This window comes from Kribbella sp. NBC_01484 (assembly GCF_036227145.1).
GTDB lineage: Bacteria > Actinomycetota > Actinomycetes > Propionibacteriales > Kribbellaceae > Kribbella.
Map to the genome: position 1 here is coordinate 1,004,406 of NZ_CP109437.1, position 21,868 is coordinate 1,026,273.

General features: G+C 68.6%; 22 protein-coding genes. 5 read left to right on the forward strand and 17 right to left on the reverse strand.

What is annotated here, in order from left to right; genetic code table 11:
* Window positions 1–219 precede the first annotated feature (219 nt).
* The 3 genes from OG555_RS04910 to OG555_RS04920 all read right to left on the reverse strand — a co-directional run bounded on the left by OG555_RS04910 (window position 220) and on the right by OG555_RS04920 (window position 2,467).
* Entirely contained in the window at window positions 220–450 is a 231-nt protein-coding gene (locus tag OG555_RS04910) for a hypothetical protein (protein WP_329481478.1), read from the reverse strand.
* 881 nt (window positions 451–1,331) lie between these two features.
* Window positions 1,332–1,679: a VOC family protein gene (locus OG555_RS04915; protein ID WP_329481479.1), complete on the reverse strand. Its 348-nt coding sequence runs from the start codon at window positions 1,677–1,679 to the stop codon at window positions 1,332–1,334.
* A 2-nt stretch (window positions 1,680–1,681) separates the two neighbouring features.
* Entirely contained in the window at window positions 1,682–2,467 is a 786-nt protein-coding gene (locus tag OG555_RS04920) for a methyltransferase domain-containing protein (protein WP_329481480.1), read from the reverse strand.
* 97 nt (window positions 2,468–2,564) lie between these two features.
* Here OG555_RS04920 and OG555_RS04925 point away from each other — a divergent pair, with 97 nt between their 5' ends.
* The gene (locus tag OG555_RS04925; protein WP_329481481.1) at window positions 2,565–3,062 is read left to right on the forward strand and encodes a MarR family winged helix-turn-helix transcriptional regulator; all 498 of its coding nucleotides are present in this window, start codon (window positions 2,565–2,567) and stop codon (window positions 3,060–3,062) included.
* A gap of 456 nt (window positions 3,063–3,518) precedes the next feature.
* Here OG555_RS04925 and OG555_RS04930 read toward each other — a convergent pair whose 3' ends face one another.
* Window positions 3,519–5,339: an ABC-F family ATP-binding cassette domain-containing protein gene (locus OG555_RS04930; protein WP_329481482.1), complete on the reverse strand. Its 1,821-nt coding sequence runs from the start codon at window positions 5,337–5,339 to the stop codon at window positions 3,519–3,521.
* A 49-nt stretch (window positions 5,340–5,388) separates the two neighbouring features.
* Here OG555_RS04930 and OG555_RS04935 point away from each other — a divergent pair, with 49 nt between their 5' ends.
* Complete coding sequence (locus OG555_RS04935) at window positions 5,389–6,237, forward strand: fructosamine kinase family protein (RefSeq protein WP_329481483.1); 849 nt, start codon at window positions 5,389–5,391, stop codon at window positions 6,235–6,237.
* Window positions 6,238–6,242: 5 nt separating this feature from the next.
* Here the strand turns inward: OG555_RS04935 and OG555_RS04940 are convergent, their stop codons facing one another.
* The 13 genes from OG555_RS04940 to OG555_RS05000 all read right to left on the reverse strand — a co-directional run bounded on the left by OG555_RS04940 (window position 6,243) and on the right by OG555_RS05000 (window position 18,753).
* Window positions 6,243–8,141 (reverse strand): translation factor GTPase family protein, encoded by a 1,899-nt coding sequence (locus tag OG555_RS04940; protein WP_329481484.1) that lies wholly within the window; start codon window positions 8,139–8,141, stop codon window positions 6,243–6,245.
* A 644-nt stretch (window positions 8,142–8,785) separates the two neighbouring features.
* Window positions 8,786–9,163 (reverse strand): type II toxin-antitoxin system VapC family toxin, encoded by a 378-nt coding sequence (locus OG555_RS04945; protein WP_329481485.1) that lies wholly within the window; start codon window positions 9,161–9,163, stop codon window positions 8,786–8,788.
* 5 nt (window positions 9,164–9,168) lie between these two features.
* A complete protein-coding gene (locus OG555_RS04950; protein WP_329481486.1) occupies window positions 9,169–9,423 on the reverse strand; it encodes a type II toxin-antitoxin system Phd/YefM family antitoxin in 255 nt (84 codons plus the stop codon).
* A gap of 34 nt (window positions 9,424–9,457) precedes the next feature.
* Window positions 9,458–10,396, reverse strand: coding sequence for a 4-(cytidine 5'-diphospho)-2-C-methyl-D-erythritol kinase (locus OG555_RS04955; protein WP_442914484.1), 939 nt, complete (start codon window positions 10,394–10,396; stop codon window positions 9,458–9,460).
* Between the two features lie 11 nt (window positions 10,397–10,407).
* On the reverse strand, window positions 10,408–11,229 hold the full coding sequence (gene rsmA / locus OG555_RS04960) for a 16S rRNA (adenine(1518)-N(6)/adenine(1519)-N(6))-dimethyltransferase RsmA (RefSeq protein WP_329481488.1): 822 nt from the start codon (window positions 11,227–11,229) through the stop codon (window positions 10,408–10,410).
* A 72-nt stretch (window positions 11,230–11,301) separates the two neighbouring features.
* Window positions 11,302–12,438, reverse strand: coding sequence for a ubiquitin-like domain-containing protein (locus OG555_RS04965; RefSeq protein WP_329481489.1), 1,137 nt, complete (start codon window positions 12,436–12,438; stop codon window positions 11,302–11,304).
* Between the two features lie 216 nt (window positions 12,439–12,654).
* A complete protein-coding gene (locus tag OG555_RS04970) occupies window positions 12,655–13,269 on the reverse strand; it encodes a nitroreductase family protein (protein WP_329481490.1) in 615 nt (204 codons plus the stop codon).
* A 21-nt stretch (window positions 13,270–13,290) separates the two neighbouring features.
* Window positions 13,291–13,599, reverse strand: coding sequence for a hypothetical protein (locus OG555_RS04975; protein WP_329481491.1), 309 nt, complete (start codon window positions 13,597–13,599; stop codon window positions 13,291–13,293).
* Window positions 13,600–13,715: 116 nt separating this feature from the next.
* Window positions 13,716–14,615: an ornithine cyclodeaminase family protein gene (locus tag OG555_RS04980; RefSeq protein ID WP_329481492.1), complete on the reverse strand. Its 900-nt coding sequence runs from the start codon at window positions 14,613–14,615 to the stop codon at window positions 13,716–13,718.
* The gene (locus OG555_RS04985; protein WP_329481493.1) at window positions 14,615–15,529 is read right to left on the reverse strand and encodes a TatD family hydrolase; all 915 of its coding nucleotides are present in this window, start codon (window positions 15,527–15,529) and stop codon (window positions 14,615–14,617) included. Before OG555_RS04985 ends, OG555_RS04980 begins: the two co-directional genes overlap by 1 nt.
* Before the next feature lie 10 nt (window positions 15,530–15,539).
* Window positions 15,540–15,968 (reverse strand): SRPBCC family protein, encoded by a 429-nt coding sequence (locus tag OG555_RS04990; RefSeq protein ID WP_329481494.1) that lies wholly within the window; start codon window positions 15,966–15,968, stop codon window positions 15,540–15,542.
* A 64-nt stretch (window positions 15,969–16,032) separates the two neighbouring features.
* Window positions 16,033–17,787 (reverse strand): methionine--tRNA ligase, encoded by a 1,755-nt coding sequence (gene metG / locus OG555_RS04995; RefSeq protein ID WP_329481495.1) that lies wholly within the window; start codon window positions 17,785–17,787, stop codon window positions 16,033–16,035.
* 48 nt (window positions 17,788–17,835) lie between these two features.
* Window positions 17,836–18,753: a helix-turn-helix domain-containing protein gene (locus OG555_RS05000; RefSeq protein WP_329481496.1), complete on the reverse strand. Its 918-nt coding sequence runs from the start codon at window positions 18,751–18,753 to the stop codon at window positions 17,836–17,838.
* A 76-nt stretch (window positions 18,754–18,829) separates the two neighbouring features.
* On the opposite strand from OG555_RS05000, the gene OG555_RS05005 reads away from it, so the two are divergent.
* The 3 genes from OG555_RS05005 to OG555_RS05015 are packed head-to-tail and all read left to right on the forward strand — an operon-like array spanning window position 18,830 to window position 21,865.
* Complete coding sequence (locus OG555_RS05005) at window positions 18,830–20,152, forward strand: glycoside hydrolase family 36 protein (protein WP_329481497.1); 1,323 nt, start codon at window positions 18,830–18,832, stop codon at window positions 20,150–20,152.
* Window positions 20,145–21,059, forward strand: coding sequence for a carbohydrate ABC transporter permease (locus OG555_RS05010; RefSeq protein ID WP_329481498.1), 915 nt, complete (start codon window positions 20,145–20,147; stop codon window positions 21,057–21,059). Before OG555_RS05005 ends, OG555_RS05010 begins: the two co-directional genes overlap by 8 nt.
* Window positions 21,056–21,865, forward strand: coding sequence for a carbohydrate ABC transporter permease (locus tag OG555_RS05015; RefSeq protein WP_329481499.1), 810 nt, complete (start codon window positions 21,056–21,058; stop codon window positions 21,863–21,865). Before OG555_RS05010 ends, OG555_RS05015 begins: the two co-directional genes overlap by 4 nt.
* Window positions 21,866–21,868: the final 3 nt, after the last annotated feature.

Here is a 21,868-nt window from a genome sequence, read left to right on the forward strand (position 1 = left end):
GCGTTTGAGGGGATAGCCGGCTCTTCTGCTCGATGTGTGGGTGGTGGCCGGCCTGCCTGTCGTGGTCGGTGTGCGGACCCGGATCCGGTGACTCGAGACAGCCCGTGGTCCGGTCGCTGCCCCCGGCATCCGGCCGGCAGCATCCAGACGCCGGAGCCCTGAAATGCTTGCGCCGCCCGGAGTGTTGATCGGCGCGATTGCCGCGACCTCGGACAAGTACTAGGGGACCTCGGACACCGCACAGCCTGTCCGAGGCACCCAGATCATGTCCCAGGCCCCGGTGATCGCCACCGATCCCACCGCCGGCACGACGAACCCGCCCAGCCACTGCACCTGCCCGCCGGTGCGGGCTCCTGGTGGCGGACTGTCGTACGTCGCAGCGCCAGATCGCCACCACCACCGATCGTCGAGCCGGGCCGAGATCCCGGTGCCTCGCGGAGTCGCGCTCATCGCTCAACTGCGGTCCGTCGGCTGGTCGGGTGCGGACGGTGGCTTGCGGGGATGTGGCTGGGGGTGTGTCAGCTCGACAGGAGGTGTCCGTCCTGGCCCCGACCTGGCCGGCCGGGGCGACGCGTGAATGCCTCGCCCGACCAGCACCCAGGACCGACACCTCCTGTCGAGCTGGCACACCCAGCCGACTTCGCTCACTTCGCCCACACATCCAGCAGAAGAGCCGGATATCCGTTCGAGCGAAGGGTTCTCTGCTGGTCTGCCTGGGGAGAACCCACGCCACGGGGGGATATCCGCTGCCGTTGTGGGTTCTCCCGTCGTGCACCAGGGGAGAACCGACAACGGGATGGGAGATCCGGCGCTTCGGTTGGTTCCGTGGGTGTTTCCCGTGCCGTCGACCGGATCGCCAGGCCATCACAACGAGGCGACGACGATGGCCTCCCGCGGACGATCGCGGCGTCTGGGTGATTGTGATGGCTTGGAAGTCCACCCACACCCGCCCGGCGGCGGTGGCGGGTGGGGCGATGCCGGGCCGTCGACCGGACCTGCAGCACTCACCAAACAGCGCGATGCCAGACAGGCCCCGCTCGGCCCCGAGCACTCCGCGGCTGACGGACCGGGTTAGTGAGTGCCCCACGTCCGCCCAGGCCAAGACCCGCGAGCCGGCCGGGCCAGGCTGGGGAGGATCTCCCACCCGATCCGGGACGAGATCCTCCCCACCCCCGGCGCCAACCGACACAACACGGCCGACCGCCGAGACGCGAACGACGCGAACGACGCGAACGACGCGAACGACGCGAACGACGCGAAGGGACGCGAAGGGACGCGAACGAACCACCCACGGATACGTCAGAAGAGCCGGATATCCCCTCGAACGAGCGTCAGACGATCTCCACCCGGTTCCCGTGGCCGTCGGCGGTGTGGAAGCGCCGGCGGCCTGGGATCGTCTCGTTGTCCCACTTCACCGGATAGCCGAGCTCCGCGAGTCGCGAAGCCAGCGCATCCAGATCGTCGACGGCCAACGCGGGATGAGCCTTCTTCGCCGGGCGGAAGTCCTGCTCCACACCGATGTGCACTTCCGCGGTCCCGGCACGGAACCAGCAACCACCCCGGGCCTTCAGCAGCTCCGGCTTCTCCACCTCGGTCATCCCGAGCGCGTCCCGGTAGAACTCCCGCGCGACGTCCTCCCCACCGGGCGGGCACGACACCTGCACATGATCGAGCCGCATGGTCAGCCCCTCTTCTGCGCGACCGCGAAGATCCGGCGGAACGGCAGCAGCGTCCCGTAGTCCCGCTGCGGATACGCCTCCGCCAGCCGAGCGCCGTACTCCGCCTCGAACTGCGGCCGCAGGTCGTCCGGCAGCGACTGCAGCACCGGCCGCGCGCCGGTCCCCTTCACCCATTCCAGTACGGCGTTGTCGCCGTGCAGCAGGTGGAAGTACGTCGTCTCCCACGCGTCGACCACGCATCCCTCGGCACTGAGCGCGTCGACGTACTCGGCCGGACCCGGGACGTCGGGCCGCAGCGACGCGTCCTTCGCGTACTCCGCATAGGGCTCGGTGCCGGCGAGCTCGCGCAGGATCGCGTGCGACGGCGCGTTGCCGTTGCCGGGGATCTGGATCGCCAGCCAGCCGCCCGGCCGCAGCGCGCGGACGAAACCGGGCAGCAGGTCGAGCTGCTCAGGGACCCACTGCAGGGTCGCGTTGGTCACGATCACATCCAGCGAACCCGGCTCCACCGACCACTCGCGGACGTCGCCCAGCTCGAAGCTCAGGTGGTCGTCCGCGTACTGCTCCGCCGCCGCCAGCATCTGCGGCGAGTTGTCGACGCCGACGATGGTTGCCTCGGGCCAGACCTCCCGCAGGGTCACGGTCAGCCCGCCGGGACCACAGCCGAGGTCGACGACCGTGCGGACGTCCTCGGCCCTGACCCGGCCGACTAGATCCGCGTACGGGCGGCCGCGTTCGTCGGCGTATGTGCCGTACTGCTCCGGACTCCACACTGGTGACGTGCGCATGGCGAGTACCTCTCTGACGCATTTATCTTGACGTCGAGATACTCTAGTCGCTCGACTTGTCTTGATGTCAAGAGTCTTGATGACGTAGTCTCGAAGTATGGAAGACGAGGTCGACCGGCTGCTCGAGGCCTGGCGCCGCGAGCGCCCCGACCTCGACGTGGCGCCGATGGAGGTGCTGTCCCGGGTCAGCCGGCTGGCGCGACACCTCGATCGCGCCCGCAGCCAGGCGTTCGAGACGCACGGCCTGGAGTCCTGGGAGTTCGACGTACTCGCGGCCCTGCGCCGGGCCGGAGCGCCGTACCAACTCTCCCCCGGCAAGCTGCTGAAGGAAACCCTGGTCACCTCCGGCACGATGACGAACCGGGTCGACCGGCTGGCCGCGCGCGGCCTGGTCGAGCGCCTGCCAGATCCGGCCGACCGCCGTGGCGTGCTCGTCCAGCTGACCCCGGCCGGCCGCGACGCGGTCGACGCCGCGATGGCCGATCTGCTCGCGCACGAGCGCAAACTGCTGGCCACGATCAGCGAGCGCGACCAGGCCAAGATCGCCCGCGTACTGCGCGAGCTGGTCCGGCCGTTCGACCTGGAAAAACACTGACCCGGGAAAACATCCGCTTTGCCGACGCTGTGGACAAAGCCGCTCGGTAGTGCCGACAAAACGGCTCGGCAGGTCGGACAAACGCTCGTTTGGAATTGTGCCGGAATAATCCGAAAAGACGACCCGTCACTTCTGCCTGGTTTCGATCGTTGCTAGTTGCAACGAGATCGAGAGGCTGCTGTAGCGCACGACTGTCGACACTGAGTGAGGGGCCACACTAGGGTCCTCACTGTCGGTGGCTAACCGGCTACGAAACGTAGAGAACACGGTGACTTCGGTGGCAAGAGGTGGTCCACCGAAAGCGGCCGTGCGGTGTCCGGGGCTCGGGGCCCGAACAACGCCGGCCGGCACGGGGCCCGCTCACCCGGAGCCGCGGTACACCCTCCGAAGCACAGGGGATCGGAGGGTGTGCCGCGGCTCAGTTCTGTTGTTCCAGGAGCTCTGCGCCGCTGCGGATCATTCGGCCCGTTCGGCCGCGTCGAACCAGGCGGTCTCCAGCTCACCGCGTTCGTCGGCGAGCTTGCGCAGTTCGGCGTCCAGCTCGGCCAGCCGCGCGTAGTCGCTGGCGCTCACCGCCAGCTGGTCGTGCAGTTTCGCCTCCGCCTCGGTGAGCTTGGCGAGCTGGCGTTCGATCCGGTTCAGTTCCTTCTTCGCCGCCCGGGCCGCTGCCGCGTCAACCACCGGCGGATCATCAACCGTGGTATTTCCGGCCGGCGCCAAATCATTGGACACCGCCGCCGGCGACGTCGACGCATTCGACGCCGTACGGCGCGGAATTCCGGTCCCGAGCTCGTCGAGATACTGATCGACGCCGCGGGGCAGATGACGGACCCGGCCGTCGCCCATGATCGCGTAAACCATGTCGCTGATCCGCTCGAGGAAGTAGCGGTCGTGCGTGACGGCGACGACGACACCCGGCCAGCTGTCGAGGAAGTCCTCGAGCACGGTGAGCGTCTCGACATCGAGGTCGTTGGTTGGCTCGTCGAGGATCAGCACGTTCGGCTCGTCGAGCAGGATGCGCAGCAGTTGCAGCCGGCGCCGCTCACCACCGGACAGGTCCGAGATCCGGGTGGTCAGCTTGCCGCCGGTGAACCCGAACCGCTCGAGCAGTTGCGACGAGGTGAGTTCGCCACCGCGCCCGGCCAGGGCCGCCGTACGACGGATCCCGGTGATGTAGTCGAGGACCGTCACCGTTTCGTCGATCTCGTCGAGGGTCTGCGACAGGTTGGCGACCCGGACGGTCTTGCCCTGCTTGACCCGGCCGCGGTCCGGCGCGAGCTGACCCGTCAGGATCTTCAGGAACGTGGTCTTGCCGGCGCCGTTCGGCCCGAGCAGCCCGATCCGGTCGGGCGGCCCGAGCCGGAACGTGACGTGGTCGAGCATCACCCGGTCGCCGAAGGCCAGGCTCACGTCCTCGACGTCGAACACGTCCTTGCCGAGGCGGGCGGTGGCCAGCTGGGACAGCGCGAGCTTGTCGCGCGGCGCCGGCTCGTCCTCGATCAGCGCGTTGGCGGCCTCGATACGGAACTTGGGCTTGGTGCTGCGGGCGGGGGCGCCGCGACGCAGCCAGGCGAGCTCCTTCTTCAGCAGGTTCTGCCGCTTCGTCTCCGAGACCTGCGCGCTCCGGGCCCGCTCCGCCTTCGCGAGCACGTAGGCGGCGTACCCACCGTCGTACGACGTGACGCGGCCGCCCTGGACCTCCCACGTGTCGGTGCAGACCGCATCGAGGAACCAGCGGTCGTGGGTCACGACGATGAGCGCGCCGGCCCGGTCGACCACGTGCTCGGCGAGCCAGTTGACCGCCTCGATGTCGAGGTGGTTGGTGGGCTCGTCGAGGATCAGCAGGTCGACCTCGATCAGCAGCAACCTGGCCAGCGAGGCGCGCCGCCGCTCACCACCGCTCAACGTGCCGACGAGCGCCTGGTGATCGACGCCACCCAGCAAGTGCTCCATCACCGACCGCGTCCGCGGGTCGGCGGCCCACGTGTAGGTCTCCACCTCGCCGAGCACCGCGTGCAGCACGGTCTGCTCCGGGTCGAGGTCGTCGCTCTGGCCGAGGTACCCGAGCCGCAGGTCCCGGTTGTGGGTGATCCGTCCGCTGTCCGGTTCCTCCCGCCGGGCCAGCAGCCGCAACAGCGTCGATTTGCCGTCGCCGTTCCGCCCGACCACGCCGACGCGTTCACCCCGGCCGATGCCGAGGCTGACCGAGTCGAGGAGTGTCCGAGTCCCGAAGCCCTTGGAAACAGCTTCCAGGTTGACCAAGTTAGGTGTCGCCATATCGCGCCCCAGGGTAGCCGACACCGGCGGGCGTGCCAGGATCGTCCACGTGCTGACTCCTTCCTGGCTCGACGGCCTGGCCCTCGGTGACGCCGTGTCCGCCGAATCCGTGGAAGGCGGCTACGCCAGCAAGACCTTCCGCGTCCGTACGTCGCTCGGCCGGTCGGCGATCGTGAAGACGCAGACCGACCTGCCGCCCGACCTCTACGCGGTGGAAGCCGACGGCCTCGACGCACTCCGGGACCCGGGCGGGTTCGCCGTACCCGAAGTGCTCCGCGTCGCGCCCGACTTCATCGTCCTCACCGACCTCGGTGCGTCCGCACCCTCTCCCACCTACTGGGAAGACGCCGGCCGCGCCCTGGTCCTCCAGCACCAGCACACCTCCGACAAGTTCGGGTATCACCAGGACAACTACCTGGGCGTCCTTCCCCAGCGGAACCCGTGGACGACCGACGGTCACAGCTTCTTCGCCCAGCACCGGCTGCTCCGCTACCTGGAAGTCCCCAGCTGCTACAACGCCCTCTCGCCGGACGACCGCCACCGCCTCGAACGCGTCGCCGACCGCCTCCCCGAGCTCGTCCCGCCCCAACCGCCGGCGCTGCTCCACGGCGACCTCTGGCACGGCAATCTCATCCCGACACCCGCCGGCCGCCCGGCGTTGATCGACCCTGCGGTCTACTACGGCTGGCCCGAGGCCGAACTGTCCATGCTCATCGGCTGCGGCAACATCCCCGATGCCTTCTACCGCGCCTACGAAGAAGCTCATCCCTTGGCGCCGGGCTGGCGCGACCGGATGCCCCTCCTCCACCTCCGCGAACATCTCTGCGTCACCGCCCACTTCACCGACTCCGCCAACGCCGTCAAGCAGATCCACACCACCCTCGCGCGCTTCGCCTGACCGGCTCACGCCTGGTTGAGGTGGAGAAGGTACTGCTTCTGGTTGAGGGGATTGCCGTCGGTCCGGGACCGGGCGGGAGGTGTGCCAGGGACGGGGTGGTAGGTGGTGAAGGTCGGGGTGAGGATGCCTTCGCCATGAGTCTGGCCCGGCAGGTGGGCCTCGAAAGGATGGGTGGTGGCGGCGGGGATCGTGCCTTCGAGGTGGGCACGGTCCTGGTCCAGGGTGGTCGTGGTGACGAGGCCACGGGAGTCGGCCAGCAGGGACAGAACCCGGGAAACCGAGTCGGGTGGAATGTCGAGCTCGAAGTGGTTGAGGGGTTCGAGGACCGTGGTGCCGGCGAACGCAATGGCCTGCATCAGGACGAGTGGGACGAGGCGGCGGAAGTCTGCGGCGGACGTACCCACGCTGCTGTAGGCGGTGTGGGTCAGATCGATCCGGCAGTTCGGGATCTCCCAGCCGTAGAGGCCTTGGTGGAGGGTCTGCCTGACCGTCTCCTCGATCGCGGTATGGAACGCGCGCGGCAGTCCTCCGAGCTCGACCTCCAACCGGTAGTCAATGCCTTCGGCGACCGGTGACACGCGGAAGCCGACGCCCGCCGCCCAGAGGTTGTCCGGGGCACCCATCTCCCGGTGTGCGGCTCCCACGCCGGCCAACCGTTCGATGTGGATCGGCGTGGTCTCACTGAAGGAGACCGCCAGTCCGTACTCCGACTCCAGCAAGGACGCGATCACCTCCTTCTGCACCTCGCCGTACAGGCTGACTGTGATGTCGTCGGCCTTCCGGACGCGGATCAATGGGTCCTGTTCGGCGAGCTGGGTCAGCGCCTGGAAGAGCTTCACCCGATCCCGCGCACCCACGACGGTCTCGAGCGTCGGCGGCGCGAACAACCGGCCCGCACCAGGCGCCGGTACGCCGAGCTGATCGCCGATCCGGATGTCCTTCAACCCGCGCAACGCCACGATCTGCCCGGCCTCGGCTCGCTCGACTGTCCGCCGCGACCCGCGCTCGAAGAGCTCCACCGCCGTCGGACGCGCCTGGTACGACGGACCTGCCGCCGGGTGCACATCGACGTACGCGCGAGCCGACAGCGACCCGGCGAACACGCGCGCCGAGGCAACCTTTTGCCCAGCGGACGCACGCTCGACCTTGAAAACCCTTGCCTGCAAGGCCTCCGACGGCAATGCGGTTGCGCGTGGCAACCAGGACCGAATGCCGCCGATCAGGTCGGCGATACCGACGCCGGTCATCGCCGAGCCGAAGTACACCGGGTGGACCTGCGCGGCCGCCACCTGCCGACGCAGCTCAGCGGCGTAGTCGTCGGCCGACAACCCGTCATCCAGGTAGCGGGCCAGGAAGCCGTCGTTGCGCTCGGCAAGCAGTTCTCCGAGCGCCTTGCGCGGCAGCCCGAACGGTCCGAAGACGGCTCCGCGAGTACCGAGGTCCGACACCGATCCCATCGGCACGGCGGCGGGTGTCAGCAACCGCGCGATGTCCGCGAGCAGTTCGTCGTACCGGGCGCCGACACGGTCGATCTTGTTCACGAACAGGCAGGTCGGGATGCGCAGCCGGGTCAGCGTGCGCATCAGCAGGCGGGTCTGCACCTGGACGCCCTCGACCGCGGAGATCACCAGCACGGCGCCGTCCAGCACGGACAGCGCGCGCTCGACCTCGGCGATGAAGTCGGAGTGTCCCGGGGTGTCGATCAGATTGACGGTCAGGTCGCCCAGCTCGAACGACACCACCGCCGAGCGGATCGTGATACCGCGCTTCCGCTCGAGGTCCATCGAGTCGGTCTGGGTGTTCCCGTCGTCGACCCGGCCGACCCGGTCGATCACACCGGCGGCGTACAGCAGCCGCTCGGTCAGGCTGGTCTTACCGGCGTCGACATGCGCCACAATGCCCATCGTCAGAGAGTTCAAGAGTCCTCGCGAATGCGTCGAAGCGATCAGTACCGATGAGGTCGATCACCACGTGCCGCATCCCGTTCTCCTGCCACTCGATCGATGGACTCCTGCCCGGACCGTAGCAGCGGCCCGGCCGGGCCGCGACCGAATTACCCGGCGATTCAAACGCTCACTTGCTCAGTTGGGGCGAAATCCCTGTGTTTCAAGAGGTTTCGAGCGACCCGGACTGAGAGTATCGTCGCGGACTGCGACCGATCCGGTGTGCAGAGTAACCAGCCCGGTCGTGCTCGCCACCACCGCCGCCCCGGCGAGGAGCCTTCGCAATGAGCATCGCGACGTGTGCCGGTGCGACCGTTGTCGTGATGCCGCCGCCCGCGAAGACCGGCAGGCCGTTGCCCGTCGGTCAGCTCGCCGGGACGTACCGCGACTTCGAGACCTAGGTACGCCCGCTCCTCGACGGCGCCAGGTCCCCCACCGTGCCCGCCGAACTAGCCCAACCAGACCTCGAGCGCGCCACCGCAGCCCTCCACCCCGCCACCTTCACCCCATCCCAAGCCGTCCGCGCAGCCCTCACCATCCCCACCAACCAACTCGTGTCCATCCTCACCGGCAGATAACCCAGGATCCCTTGCAGGCTTAAGGAATCACGCCTTGATCATCGGTACGTCGTACCGATGGATCAGACCATCTCTGGTCACCAGTGTCAGCTTCTCGACGAGCGCCTGTGCGATGAGCATCCGATCGAACGGATCCCGGTGGATCGCCGGCAGCCGGCCCGCGAGGTCCGCATGCGCCATCCGGATCGGCAGCTCACTCAGACCGCTGCGCTCGATCCAGCCGGTGAGGTCGTCCGGCAGCTTCAGCTTCCCGGCAGCCGACTTGATCGAAAGCTCCCAGACTGTTGCCGCGCTGACGAAGACCTCGAGCTCGGTGTCGATCTGATCCTTCAGGTCATCGGACAGCTCAGGACTGTCCTCGAGCCACCAGAGCAGCACATGCGTGTCCAGCAGAAGCCGTGCCATCTCCTTCATGACGGAAGACCGAAGTCGTCGGCGATCTCTTCATTGGTTTCGGTCGAATCCCAATCGTCGGACCAGCCAATCTGTCCCGACAGCAATCCCCGCCCTGCCCGCCGGACCGAGCTGGGCAGCGGCACGACCTTGGCGACCGGCCGACCGGCACGACTGATGATGACCTCTTCGCCGTGCTCGACACGATCGATGATCCGCGAAAGCTGAGTCTTCGCCTCATGGATGTTGAACTGCACCGCCGGCTCGCCCATCACCCCTCCTTAGTCCACTTAGCTAAGTGTACCTCTACCGGGTGACGGTGGCGGGGAGGATTCGGGCGCCGGGGACGGGGGCTTCGGCTTGGCGGACCATGCGGCAGAGGCCGGATTCGGCGAGTTCGACGGCCAGGTCGACGGCGCTGCGGCTGTCCGCGGCGAGGAAGAGGCAGGTCGGGCCGGAGCCGGAGATCTGGGCGGCGAGGGCGCCCTGGTCGAGGCCGAACTGGAGGGTATCGCCGAGCTCGGGGCGCAGCGACAGCGCCGCGGCCTGGAGGTCGTTGCTGAGGGCAACCGCGAGGGCGCCGGGCTGACCGGAGAGCAGTGCGGACATCAGCTCGGGTCGCACCTGCGGCGCCTCGACCCGGCGGAGCGGACGCAGCCGGTCCAGTTCGCCGTAGACGGCCGGCGTGGACAGCCCGCTGTCTGCGATCGCGAACACCCAGTGGAAGGTCCCGCGCGACATCACCTCGGTGACCTGCTCGCCCCGCCCCTGGCCGAGCGCGGTGTGACCGACCAGGCAGAACGGCACGTCGCTGCCCAGCTCGGCCGCGTGGTTCCGCAACTCGGTCTGCGACAGTTGCAGCCCCCACAACCGATTGCACGCCACCAAAGTCGCTGCCGCGTCAGTGGATCCGCCCGCCAGCCCGCCCGCGACCGGGATCGTCTTGCGGATGGTCAGTGCGACGCCTTCCTCGACGTCGTACTCCGCCTGCAGCAGCAACGCCGCCCGCACCGCGAGGTTCGTGTCGTCGGTCGGTACGTCGTTCGCGAAGTCGCCGACCACCTCCACCGAGATCGAGGCGTCGTCGTCGCGCAGCACCGCGGTGACATCGTCGTACAGGGCAACGGCCTGGTAGACCGTGGCGACGGGGTGGAACCCGTCCGGGCGCGGCGGACCGACCGACAGACCCAGATTGATCTTGGCCGGCGACCGCACCGTGACCTCAGAGGAAGGTGGCACGGGCACAGGCTAGTGCCTTAGTCAGGCCGACCGGCGCCGGCGAGCGCGGCGAAGTCGGTGATCCCGAGCATCTCCCCGCGCAGCTTCGGGTCGATCCCCGTGACCCGGAACACCTCGTCGAGCCGCTCGCGGTCTGGCATCCAGCGGGCCAGCGCGGACCGCACGGTCTTCCGCCGCTGCGAGAACGCCGCCTCGATCACCGCGAACACCTCCTCCCGGCTCGCCGCCGTCTTCGGCGGGTCCCGGCGCTCGAACGCGACCAGCCCGGAGTCCACGTTCGGCGCCGGCCAGAACACGTTCCGCCCGATCGGCCCGGCCCGCCGCACCTCGGCGTACCAGGCCGCCTTCGCGGACGGTACGCCGTACGTCCGGGAACCGGGCGGGGCCGCGAGCCGGTCCGCGACCTCGGACTGCACCATCACCAGCCCGTGCCGCAACGACGGCGAGATGGCCAGGAGATGCAGCAGGACCGGTACGGCGACGTTGTACGGCAGGTTGGCCACACACGCCGACGGCGACCCGACCTGCTCCGGTCCGACCGTCATCGCGTCGGCCTCGACCACGGTCAGCATGCCCGCCTGATCCGGCGCGTACGTCGCGATCGTCGAGGGCAGTGCCTTCGCCAGCAGCGGGTCGATCTCGACCGCGGTCACCGGGTGCCCGTCAGCCAGCAGCGCCAGGGTCAGCGAGCCGAGACCCGGGCCGACCTCGAGCACGGTCTCGCCGTCGTCCAGCTCGGCCGCGCGGACGATCCGGCGGACGGTGTTCGGGTCGATGACGAAGTTCTGGCCGCGCTGCTTGGTCGGGCGGACCCCGAGCGCGGCGGCCAGTGAACGCACTTCCGCCGGACCGAGAAGTCTCGGTCCGGCGGAAGTGGATGAATCAGACGGGGTCACCCCGTCAGTCTTGCACTACGCCTTCTGGCCGCAGACAGGCCAGGCGCCGTAGCCACCGCGGTCGGCCTTGACCTTCTCCGCGATCGCGATCTGCTGCGCCTTGGACGCGCCGTTGGCATTGCTGGCGTACGCCGTCCCGCCGTAGGCCGCCCAGGTGCCGTGGTCGAACTGCAGGCCGCCGTAGTACCCGTTGCCGGTGTTGGCCGCCCAGTTGCCGCCCGACTCGCACGCGGCGATCCGGTCCCAGGCACTCGTGCCACCGGTGGACGGCGGCGTGGTGGGAGTGGGGGTGGTGTCGGTCGTCGGCGGCGCCGGCTTCGGCTTGGTGCCGACCAGGACCTTCTCGTCGACCGGCGCGGTGACCAGCGTCGACGTGAGCAGCTTGGTGGTCGTCAGCTTGCCGTCCAGGTAGGTGAGCACGTACGTCACCGACTTCGCGCCGTTGACGCCCTTCGCGGCGGTCTTCTTGGTGCCCACTTCCAGCGTCGCCGACTTGGTCTCGGCGGTGCCGTGGGCGATCGCCTCGGTCTTGGTGACCTTCTTGACGTCGACCTTCACGTACCCGACCCGGTTGACTCCCGGCTTGAGCACGGTGGCCGCCGCGGGGCTGATCCGGTCGTCCCGGTCCCAGACGATCTTGGCCGCGGTCAGCGCCTCGCCGACGGTCGCAGCCATCGACTTGATCGTCGCGACCTTGCCCTGTCGCACGATCTGGACGGTCTTCGGGGTCTTCACGACGAGCTCCAGGCCCTGGCGCCCGAGCGGCGCGCTGCGGCTGGTGGAGAAGACCGCGCCGGTGTCGTACCGCAGACCGAGGTCGGCGAGTGCCTCGCTGACAGTGTCGGCCGTGGTCCAGTAGGCCTTCTTGGTGCCGTCGGCGTCGACGGTCAGCTGGCGGCCGTACTGCACCGCGATCTCCTGACCGTCTTTCAGCTTCGAGTCCGGCGCGGGCGCGACGACGTCGTGCTCGCCGACCTGAACTTTCTCGGCCTTCAGGGCGTCTGCCACGGTGGAGCCGAAGGTGTGCACCTTCTGCACCTGGCCGTCGACGGAGACACTGACTGTCTTGCTCTTCGCGGCATATGCCACGGAGCCGCCCGCGACGGCGAACGCAGCCGTCGCACCGACGGCCACGATGATGGACTTACGCACTAACGCTCCCAGGTAGGGCTACCCGGGCACGGGGTGGGACAGCACAGGCACCGATCGCGAACGCCGGACTGGCTGCCCGGAATCCATTATCCCGCCGAGGGGTTGTGCTGCCCGGAATCTTCCCCGATCCCGGCCAACATCACGAGACAGTAACGAAGATGTCCCGGATATGCCAATCCCCTCGTCGGCGAGTCGTAAAAAGGTGTAATGGGGCCGTTACGCCAGGTGATGGCCCCATTGCCCTCGATGCACCACTTCCGCGGTGGTCCGGCGGCCGCGCCGCAGCGACGGCGACCGCCTGTCCGGGGCCCGGTAGCCGACCGACAGCAGCCCGATCAGGTCGAACCCCGCGGGGACGCCGAACTCCTTCAGCAACCGGCCCACTTTGTCCGCCCTAGGCCCGAAGAAGCACGCTCCCAGGCCTTCGTCGACCACCGTCTGGAGCATCAGCAGCACCGCCATCGCGGTGTCGATGTACCAGTACGGCGCGGTCCAGCGGGCCTCGTCACGGTCCGTCCAGCCCTTGTCCGCGGCGGCGTACCGATCGAGGTAGGCGTCCTTGTGCGCGAAGGCCAGGATCAGCAGCGGCGCGCGGCGCAGCCCTGTGAGCCATTCCACATACTTCTCGTCGGCGTCCTCGGCCGCGATCCGCCAGTACCGCTCCCGATCGTCGCCCTCGAGCGTCAGGAACGCCCACCCCTGCGTGAACCCGCCGGACGGTGCCCGCAACCCGTTCTCCAGGATGCGTTCCCGGAGCTCGTCCGGCACCGCCCGATCCGGGTCGTAGTTCCGCACCATCCGGCGTCGCCGGACCACCTCACTGAACTCCATGAGGTGTGTCTACCAGCGGTGTCACCCGACGTCGTCGCCGACCTCCAGGTGCCGCCAGAACTCGATGGCCGGCTCCGCGGTCACCCCGGCCGCCGCCATCATCTGCTGGATCTGCCCTCCGGAGTTCTCCATGAAGCCCTGGAACGACGCCTCGTCGGGCCACTCGTCGACGACGAGAAGCTCGGTGTCGTTGCCGTAGAAGTGATGCGAGATCAGGCCGCGACTGGACGCGTCGGCGACCACCCCTTCGAAGAGTGCGCCGTTGTCGGCGCCCAACTTCTCGATTGCCGTCGGATCCCCAGTCACCCGCAGCGTCATCAGAACGCTCATTGCCTTCTCCCCCATTGTGGACACCGGCCTCCGCTGAGGCCGACGCCCTCAGACTGCGCTTGTCCGTGGCCCCGCGCAACGGTCGACGGAAACGTTGACGGTCGGCGTCCGGCCGGTCACGAAACCAGCTTCGCCAACAGGTAAGCCTCGGTGCCTGCCAGGCCTACGGAGCAGAAGGCGGTGATCTGGTGCAGGGAGGTCCGGCCGGCGGCGTCGCCGGCGAGCACCGCGCCGAGGTTGATCAGCCGGTCGTGCTGCGGCGTGCCGACCAGCACGAACGGTGGGTCGTACGCGCGCGTCTGGTCGATCGAGTCCGTCACCGCGACATCCGCCCGGGCGATCAGGCCCGGGCCGAACTCGGCTCGCCCGATCAGCTTCGGCCCGAGCGTGGTCACGAACGCCCCCGGCGCGACCCAGTCGGCCTCGATCACGGGCACCGGGCTGTTGGTCGCGAGTACGACGATGTCCCGCCCGGCGACCGCCTCCTGGGCCGACGCGACGCCGGCCGTGGGCAGTCCGAACTCCTCGGAAACCCTTGCAGCAAAGGCATTCCGGCGGACCGGATCGCGACTGAAGACGGCGACGGAGGTCAGCGGGCGGACGGTGGCGATCGCCCACAGCTGGGTCCACGCCTGGGCGCCGGCGCCGACCAGCCCGAGCGTCGTGGCGTCCGCACGAGCCAGTGCGCCGACCGCGACCGCACCGATCGCCCCGACCCGGCGCGGTCCGAGCTCGTTGCCCACAGCAACACCACGCACCGTGCCGGTGTGCCAGTCGTGGACGACGACCAGCTGGCCGCCGGGATCGGTGGGGAAGGTGTCGTACGACCGGTAGCCGTACCACTCCCCGGTCAGCGCGCCGGTGGTGAAGACGAGATTCCCGCCACCCAGCTCGGTGTGCACCCGTGGCGGCGTGTGCAACCGCCCGGTGTGCGCGGCGAGGATCGCCTCCCGCGTCCACGCGACGGCGTCCTCGGCCGTCAACCGATCCCGGATGTCGGCATCGGTCAGGACCATCACCATGAGCCGCCGAAGGCGCGATTCGCGTTGTTGTTCAGAGCATCGCAGAGCTCGGCGACCGAGATGTTCAGGACGCCGGCCATCTTCCGGACCGTGTGCGGGATCAGATACGACGCGTTCGGCTGACCGCGATGCGGGGACGGCGTCAGGTACGGCGCGTCGGTCTCGACCAGCACCCGGTCGAGCGGCGTCACGGCCAGCGCGTCCCGCAGGGACTGGGCGTTCTTGAACGTCACCACGCCGGCGAAGCTCAGGAAGGCACCCCGGTTGACACACTCGCGGGCGAACTCGGTGTCGCCGGAGAAACAGTGCATGATCACCCGGTCCGGCATGCCCTCGCGGTCCAGGATCCGCAGGATGTCGTCGTGCGCGTCCCGGTCGTGGATCATCAGCGTCTTGTCCAGCCGCTTCGCCAGCTCGATGTGCGCGGCGAACGACTCGTGCTGCGCGGCGCGGCCGTCCTCGCCGGTGCGGAAGTAGTCCAGCCCGGTCTCACCGATCACCCGGACCTTGTCCGCGCCGGCCGCCAGCCGCTCGATCTCGGCCAGCGCGCTGTCGAGCTCGCCGGCGGCCTTCAGCCTCGGAGCCTCGTTCGGGTGCAGGGCCACGCCGGCGATCAGGTTCGGGTACTGCTCGGCGGCCTCGACCGCCCAGACCGCGCCCGGCAGGTCGCAACCGACCTGGACGATCCGGGTGACGCCGACGGACGAGGCCAGCTTGATCGCCTCGGCCGGGCTCAGCCAGGCACCGTCCTCGCCGTCGGCGATGTCGAGATGGCAGTGCGCGTCGACCACGCTCATCGGCAGCGGGTCGGGCAGCGCCGGCCGGGTCCGGTCCCGCGACCTGCCGTCCTCCCCGATCGCGGCCCGTTCCCGGGTCGGCCGGTCCACCTCCACACCATCAGCAGCCATAGGCCATAGGTTACTGACCCTCGGCAGCCTCCTTGACCTTGGCGACGAGCATCTCCCACATCCCCTGGGAGTGCTTGGCCTCCTCCTCGCTCGCGTTGTTGTCCTGCGTGAGCTTCAAGTGGGTCGCCGTACCATCGCCGTCCAGCGTGTAGATCAGCGTGTGGTAGTTCTCCGGTACGTCGGGTTGCCCGGTGAGCGGACTGTAGTGCGTCAGCTTCAGCAGCCGCCCGGGGTCGACCTCGAGGATCTCGCCCTTGTCCTGATAAGGCTTCCCCTCCCACTCGCCACTCCAGGTGATCGGACTCCCCTGCTGCCAGTCCGTCTTCACCTCGGCCCCGAACCACAACTCCTTCAGCTGCTCCGGATCGGTCAGCACATCCCACACCCGCTCGGGCGCTGCGGCGATATCGGTCTCGGCGGTCGCCAGGTAGTTTGTCATCGTCCTCAACTCCTCTCACCCCTGACCGTACGACCGCCGCCACTTACGCGCTTGTAAGAAAGCGTCAACCGAGCCGCGCCAGCTCCTCCTCGACCACATCCGGTGACAGCTTGGCGAAGATCGGGGTGGGGGGTCGTACCGGTGTGCCGGGTACGACGGGCTCGGACGCCCAGCGTGGTTGGGCGGTGTAGTCGCCGGTGATGATCGGGTACGGCGCGCCGCCGTCGAGGTCGTCGGCCTCGCGGACCTCGGGCTGTGGCAGGAACGTCCCGGTCCCACCGAGTGCCTCGTGCACGCGTTGGGCCGAGTGCGGCAGGAACGGTGCGAGCAGCCGGTTGCTATCGGCCACCACCTGAGCGGCGACGTGCAGGATCGTCGCCTTCCGCTCCGGGTCCGGCTCCTTCCACGGCGCCTGTTGGGACAGGTACTGGTTCGCGTCGACCGCGTTCCGCATCGCCGCCCCGATGGCGGTCCGCAGCCGCTGGTGCCGCAGGTGGTCGCCGACAGTGCCGAACGCCTCCTTGCTGCCGGCAAGCAGGTCACGATCGGCCGCGGTCAGCTCACCGGCCGCCGGGATCGCTCCGAAGTTCTTCGCGATCATCGACGCGGTCCGGTTGACCAGGTTGCCCCAGGTGCCGACGAGTTCGTCGTTGTTCCGCCGGACGAAGTCGGACCAGGTGAAATCGGCGTCGCGCGTCTCCGGCCCGGCGACCGACACCCAGTACCGCAACGCGTCCGGCCCGTACCGCTCCAGCACGTCGCGGACGAAGATCACCACCGACCGGGACGACGAGAACTTCTTGCCCTCCTGGGTCAGGAACTCGCTGCTCACCACTTCGGTCGGCAGATTGAGTACGCCGTACTGCCCGGGCGAGGCGTTGTAGCCGAGGAGTTCGGCCGGCCAGATCTGGGCGTGGAAGGTGATGTTGTCCTTGCCCATGAAGTAGTAAGACTGGGCCTCCGGATCGCACCACCACTTGCGCCAGGCGTCCGGGTCGCCAGACCGCCGGGCCCATTCGATGCTGGCGGACAGATAGCCGATGACCGCGTCGAACCAGACGTACAGCCGCTTGTTCGGGTTGTCCTCCCAGCCCGGCAGCGGCACCGGGATGCCCCAGTCGATGTCGCGCGTCATCGCCCGCGGCCGGACGTCGTCGAGGAGGTTGAGGGCGAACTTGAGCACGTTCGGCCGCCACCCGGTGCGGGTCTGCAGCCAGGCGCCCAGCTGATCGGCCAGCGCCGGCAGGTCCAGGAAGAACTGCTCCGACTCCGCGAACACCGGCGTCTCGCCGTTGATCCGGCTGTGCGGGTTGATCAGGTCGATCGCGTCCAGTTGGTTCCCGCAGTTGTCACATTGGTCTCCGCGGGCGCCGTCGTACCCGCAGATCGGGCAGGTGCCCTCGATGTAGCGGTCGGGGAGGGTACGGCCGGTGGACGGCGAGATCGCGCCCATCGTCGTCCTGGTGATGAGATATCCGTTGCGATAAAGGGTTCTGAAGAGTTCCTGGGCGACGGCGTAGTGGTTGCGGGTGGTGGTCCGGGTGAACAGGTCGTACGACAGGCCGAGGCCTTGCAGGTCCTCGACGATCACCCGGTTGTAGCGGTCGGCGAGCTCCCGCGGGCTCACACCTTCCTGCTCCGCCTGCACGAGAATCGGCGTACCGTGCTCGTCTGTCCCGGACACCATCAGCACGTCGTGACCAGCCATCCGCAGGTACCGGCTGAACACATCGGACGGTACGCCGAAGCCGGACACGTGGCCGATATGCCTGGGACCGTTCGCATAGGGCCAGGCCACGGCGGACAAGATGCTCGTCATGCGTCGACTGTAGAAGCCGGTCGGCCACCCGGGCGACGGGTTATCTGCTCAGTACAGCTCCAGCTCCGGGTTCCTGACTGCGGTGCGGTGGCTGGTCGGGGACATGCCGAAGCGGCGGCCGAACTGGCGGCTGAAGTAGTGCGGTGAGTCGAACCCGACCGCACGGGCGATCTGCGCGACGGACATGTCGGTCGCGCCGAGCAGTTCGGCCGCGCGCTGCAGCCGCAGCGCCACGACCACGTTCATGATCGAGTCGCCGACCTGCTCCTTGAAGAGGTGGGCGAGCCGGGAGACCGACACCTGCGCGAGCCCCGCCAGCGAGGTGAGGGTGTGCGGCCGCGCGGGATCGGCCGTGATCGCGTCGAGGACCAGCTGGACGCGGGCGTCGAGGTGCTGGGTGTTCCGGCGCAGGCTGGCGACCGCGGTCAGGAGCACTTCCTCGATCCCGTTCATGGTCAGCTCTACCGCGACGCTCTTCTCGAGTAGGTGCAGCTCGGTGTCACCGGTCGGTGAGAGGCCCGCCCGCTGCGCGTCGCGGTGCAAGCGGTCGAACGCCGACACCACCCGGTCCGTCTCCGACGATCTGGCCAGTCGCACGTACGAGAGGCCGGGCATTGCCTGCGGCAACGACAACCACGCGTGCCACTGCCGCCGGGGCTGGAAATGGGCCCACCAGGATTCCCAGAACGTCCCGACCGTGCCGTAGTCGTGTTCGGTGCCGGGGCTGACCAGCACGAGGTCCCCGTGGCCCAGTGTCAGTTTGTCTCCACCGATCTGGAACCGGCCGGTGCCGGCCGCGGTGTAGAGCAGGTACCAGCTGCCCACACCGTCCGGTCGGACGACCCGGTAGTCGCCGCCGCTGTGGAAGTGACCGGTGACCAGTTTGCTCGGCGGCGGGATCTCACTGTAGAGCTCGATCAGGATCTGGGTAGCAAGATCGTGCTCAGAGTCAGCAGGCTCCTTCATGGCCTCCCCTTCGCGGACGCCCCAAGATTACCTGCACGGCAGCAAGATCCTGCACACCCAGCGAATCGAGGTTCCCGTGGGCTTCAGTACCGTCGCCGAGCTCGGGCACGACGCCGCCACGCTGGTCTTCGAGCACGGCTGGCAGTCGTGGAGCCCGAGCGGCTGGTACCGGCTCGGCGCGAGTCCGCCCCGGCCGACCGCGCCGAACCACCACGTGATGGCGTACCGCCCGGGCGTGACGGCCGGCCGGTTCCAGGGCGAAGGACTGCTCGCGGTGGCGACCGGCGGCGAGGTGACTGTCGTTGCCGCGTCCAGTCCGGACGCGGTCCCGTCGATCCGCTGCGAGGTCGAGGCCGACCGGCTGGTGATCTCGGCCGACCGTGAGGTCGAGGTGACGACGAGCACCCACGCCAACCCGAACCAGGCCCTGGCCGACTGGGCCGACGCCTCCGCGGCCAGTACGGCGCACTCCGCGGTCCGGGTGTTCGGGCCGGCCTGGTGCAGCTGGTACGCGTACTGGGGCAAGGTCACCGAGCGAGACGTGATGACCGACGTCCGGCAGTTCGACCAGCACGACCTGAGCGTCGACCTGGTCCTGCTCGACGAGGGGTACCAAGCGGAGATCGGCGACTGGCTGACCCCACGCGAGGATTTCGGATCGACCGTGCGGCTGGCCGCCGACATCCGCTCGAGCGGCCGCCGGGCCGGGATCTGGGTGGCGCCGTTCCTGGTCGGCAGCAACAGCGAGACCGCCCGCCGGCATCCCGAGTGGCTTGTCCCCGGGATCACCGCGGGCACCAACTGGGGCCAGGAGCAACTGGTTCTGGACGTGACCCACCCCGGCGCCGCGCGGCACCTGCAGGACGTCTTCACCGAGCTGTGCCGGCAGGGCTACGACCACTTCAAGCTCGACTTCGTGTACGCCGGCGCGATCGAGGGCCCGCGACACGAGCAGCTCGACGGCATCGCGGCGTACCGGCACGGGATGCGGTTGCTGCGCGAAGCGGTCGGGCCCAACCGGATCCTGCACGGCTGCGGCGCCCCGATCCTGCCGAGTCTCGGGCTGGTCGACTGCATGCGGATCTCTCCCGACACCGATCCGCTGGTCGAGCCGCCGTCCGGCGACATCAGCCAACCGGGCCAGCGCGGCGCACGCTCCACCTCCGTGGCACGCGAGTTCCTGCACGGCCGATGGTGGGCGAACGACTCCGACTGCCTGATCGTGCGCCCCGACGTCCAGGACCGGGAGCGGTGGGCCGACCACATCGAGGCCGGCCCCGGGCTGCGGATGTCCAGCGACCCCATCGCCGAGCTCGATCGCTGGGGTCTCGATCGCACCCGCGAGCTGCTCACCCCGAGCTCGCCGCGGCCGCATCCGCTGAAGGATCCCGATGCTTAGGCCGGCGCCGCGCCGTACCCGTCGGCCCGGCCGGTACCGGCAGACGCTGGCCGCGTACACCCTGCTGGCACCGAGTCTGGTCGGCGTCATCGGCTTCCTGCTCGCGCCCGTGCTGATCGTGATCGCGCTCAGCCTGTTCGACTGGAAGTTGCTGTCGACCCCGGAGTTCGTTGGCCTGGCCAACTACCGCAAGCTGGTAGCCGACGGCGATGTCTGGCACTCGCTCCTCGTCACCCTGTACTACGTCCTGATCTGCGTGCCGGGGACCACGATCCTCTCGCTGCTACTGGCCTTGCTGGTCGACCGGAAACTGCGTTGGATGAAGTACTTCCGGGCGCTGCTGGTGATCCCATGGATGGCGACCCCGGTCGCGCTCGGCCTGGTCTGGACCTGGATCTTCGATCCCGCCCGGGGTGCCCTCAACCAGTTCATCGGCCTCTTCGGGATCGACGGTCCGGCCTGGCTGTCGTCACCGCTGCTGGCGATGCCGAGTGTCGCCGCCGTCCACATCTGGCAGTTCGCCGGCTACAACATGCTGTTCTTCCTGGCCGGCCTGCAGAACATTCCCCAGTCGTTGCGGGAGGCGTCCTCGCTCGACGGCGCTTCCCCGATCAAGCACTTCTTCGCCATCACGCTCCCGCTGCTGCGGCCGACGCTGTTGTTCGTGCTGATCACCAACGTGATCGGCTCGTTCCAGGCCTTCGACACGATCTTCGTGATGACCGAGGGCGGCCCGGGTGACAGCACCGAGGTGGCGACGTACCTGATCTATGACGAGGCCTTCCGCAAGTTCGACTTCGGCTACGCCTCGACGATCTCGGTGCTGCTGTTCGCGGTGGTGCTGATCGCCACGATCTCACAGTTCGTGTACTTCGAGCGCCGAACGACCTACGAGGTGTCCGGATGAAACTCCGCCTCTTCACGTACGCCGTCCTGGTGGCAGGCTGTGTGTTCGCGATCTTCCCGTACTTCCTGTCCGTGCTCACCGCGTTCAAGGGCCCTGGGCAACTGTCGGACACGATGCCCTGGGAACCGGGACTGCCGCCCAGCACGGCCGCGTTCCACCGGTTGTTCGCGTCCGGGTTCGGCGGCTACCTGGTGAACACCGTGCTGGTCACGGCCGGGATCACCGCCGGCCAGGTGGTGTTCGCGATCCTCGCGGCGTACGCGTTCGCGCGGTTGTCGTTCCCGGGCCGGGACGCCTTGTTCTGGGTGTATCTGTCCACGGTGATGGTGCCGCCGGTGGTCACAATGATCCCGCTGTACCTGATGATGCAGAAGCTCGGGCTGGTCGACACCTGGGCCGGCCTGATGCTGCCGACGATGCTCGGGACGCCGTACGCGATCTTCCTGCTCCGGCAATTCTTCCGCACCATCCCGGTGGATCTCGAGGACGCGGCCCGGATCGACGGCGCCGGCCGGGTCCGCACGCTGGTGTCGATCGTGCTGCCACTGTCGAAACCGATCCTGGTCACCGTCACCACCCTCGCGGTGGTCGCCAACTGGAACAGCTTCCTCTGGCCGCTGATCATCACCAGCAGCGAGGACAAGCGGCTGCTCTCGGTCGGCATCGCCTTGTTCAAGGGCGAGATCGGCGTCGACTACAACGCCGTGATGGCCGGCAGCCTGATCGCGCTGCTGCCACTGCTGGTGCTCTTCGTCGTCTTCCAGCGCTTCATCGTCCGCTCGGTCGCGGTCACCGGGCTCAAGTAACTT

Coding starts and splice junctions, on each gene's coding strand:
- OG555_RS04910 (WP_329481478.1), bottom strand. CDS start 450: ATGAGCGCGACTCCGCGAGGCACCGGGATCTCGGCCCGGCTCGACGAT.
- OG555_RS04915 (WP_329481479.1), bottom strand. CDS start 1,679: ATGCGGCTCGATCATGTGCAGGTGTCGTGCCCGCCCGGTGGGGAGGAC.
- OG555_RS04920 (WP_329481480.1), bottom strand. CDS start 2,467: ATGCGCACGTCACCAGTGTGGAGTCCGGAGCAGTACGGCACATACGCC.
- OG555_RS04925 (WP_329481481.1), top strand. CDS start 2,565: ATGGAAGACGAGGTCGACCGGCTGCTCGAGGCCTGGCGCCGCGAGCGC.
- OG555_RS04930 (WP_329481482.1), bottom strand. CDS start 5,339: ATGGCGACACCTAACTTGGTCAACCTGGAAGCTGTTTCCAAGGGCTTC.
- OG555_RS04940 (WP_329481484.1), bottom strand. CDS start 8,141: ATGGGCATTGTGGCGCATGTCGACGCCGGTAAGACCAGCCTGACCGAG.
- OG555_RS04945 (WP_329481485.1), bottom strand. CDS start 9,163: ATGGCACGGCTTCTGCTGGACACGCATGTGCTGCTCTGGTGGCTCGAG.
- OG555_RS04950 (WP_329481486.1), bottom strand. CDS start 9,423: ATGGGCGAGCCGGCGGTGCAGTTCAACATCCATGAGGCGAAGACTCAG.
- OG555_RS04970 (WP_329481490.1), bottom strand. CDS start 13,269: ATGGAGTTCAGTGAGGTGGTCCGGCGACGCCGGATGGTGCGGAACTAC.
- OG555_RS04975 (WP_329481491.1), bottom strand. CDS start 13,599: ATGAGCGTTCTGATGACGCTGCGGGTGACTGGGGATCCGACGGCAATC.
- OG555_RS04980 (WP_329481492.1), bottom strand. CDS start 14,615: ATGGTCCTGACCGATGCCGACATCCGGGATCGGTTGACGGCCGAGGAC.
- OG555_RS04985 (WP_329481493.1), bottom strand. CDS start 15,529: ATGGCTGCTGATGGTGTGGAGGTGGACCGGCCGACCCGGGAACGGGCC.
- OG555_RS04990 (WP_329481494.1), bottom strand. CDS start 15,968: ATGACAAACTACCTGGCGACCGCCGAGACCGATATCGCCGCAGCGCCC.
- metG (WP_329481495.1), bottom strand. CDS start 17,787: ATGACGAGCATCTTGTCCGCCGTGGCCTGGCCCTATGCGAACGGTCCC.
- OG555_RS05000 (WP_329481496.1), bottom strand. CDS start 18,753: ATGAAGGAGCCTGCTGACTCTGAGCACGATCTTGCTACCCAGATCCTG.
- OG555_RS05010 (WP_329481498.1), top strand. CDS start 20,145: ATGCTTAGGCCGGCGCCGCGCCGTACCCGTCGGCCCGGCCGGTACCGG.
- OG555_RS05015 (WP_329481499.1), top strand. CDS start 21,056: ATGAAACTCCGCCTCTTCACGTACGCCGTCCTGGTGGCAGGCTGTGTG.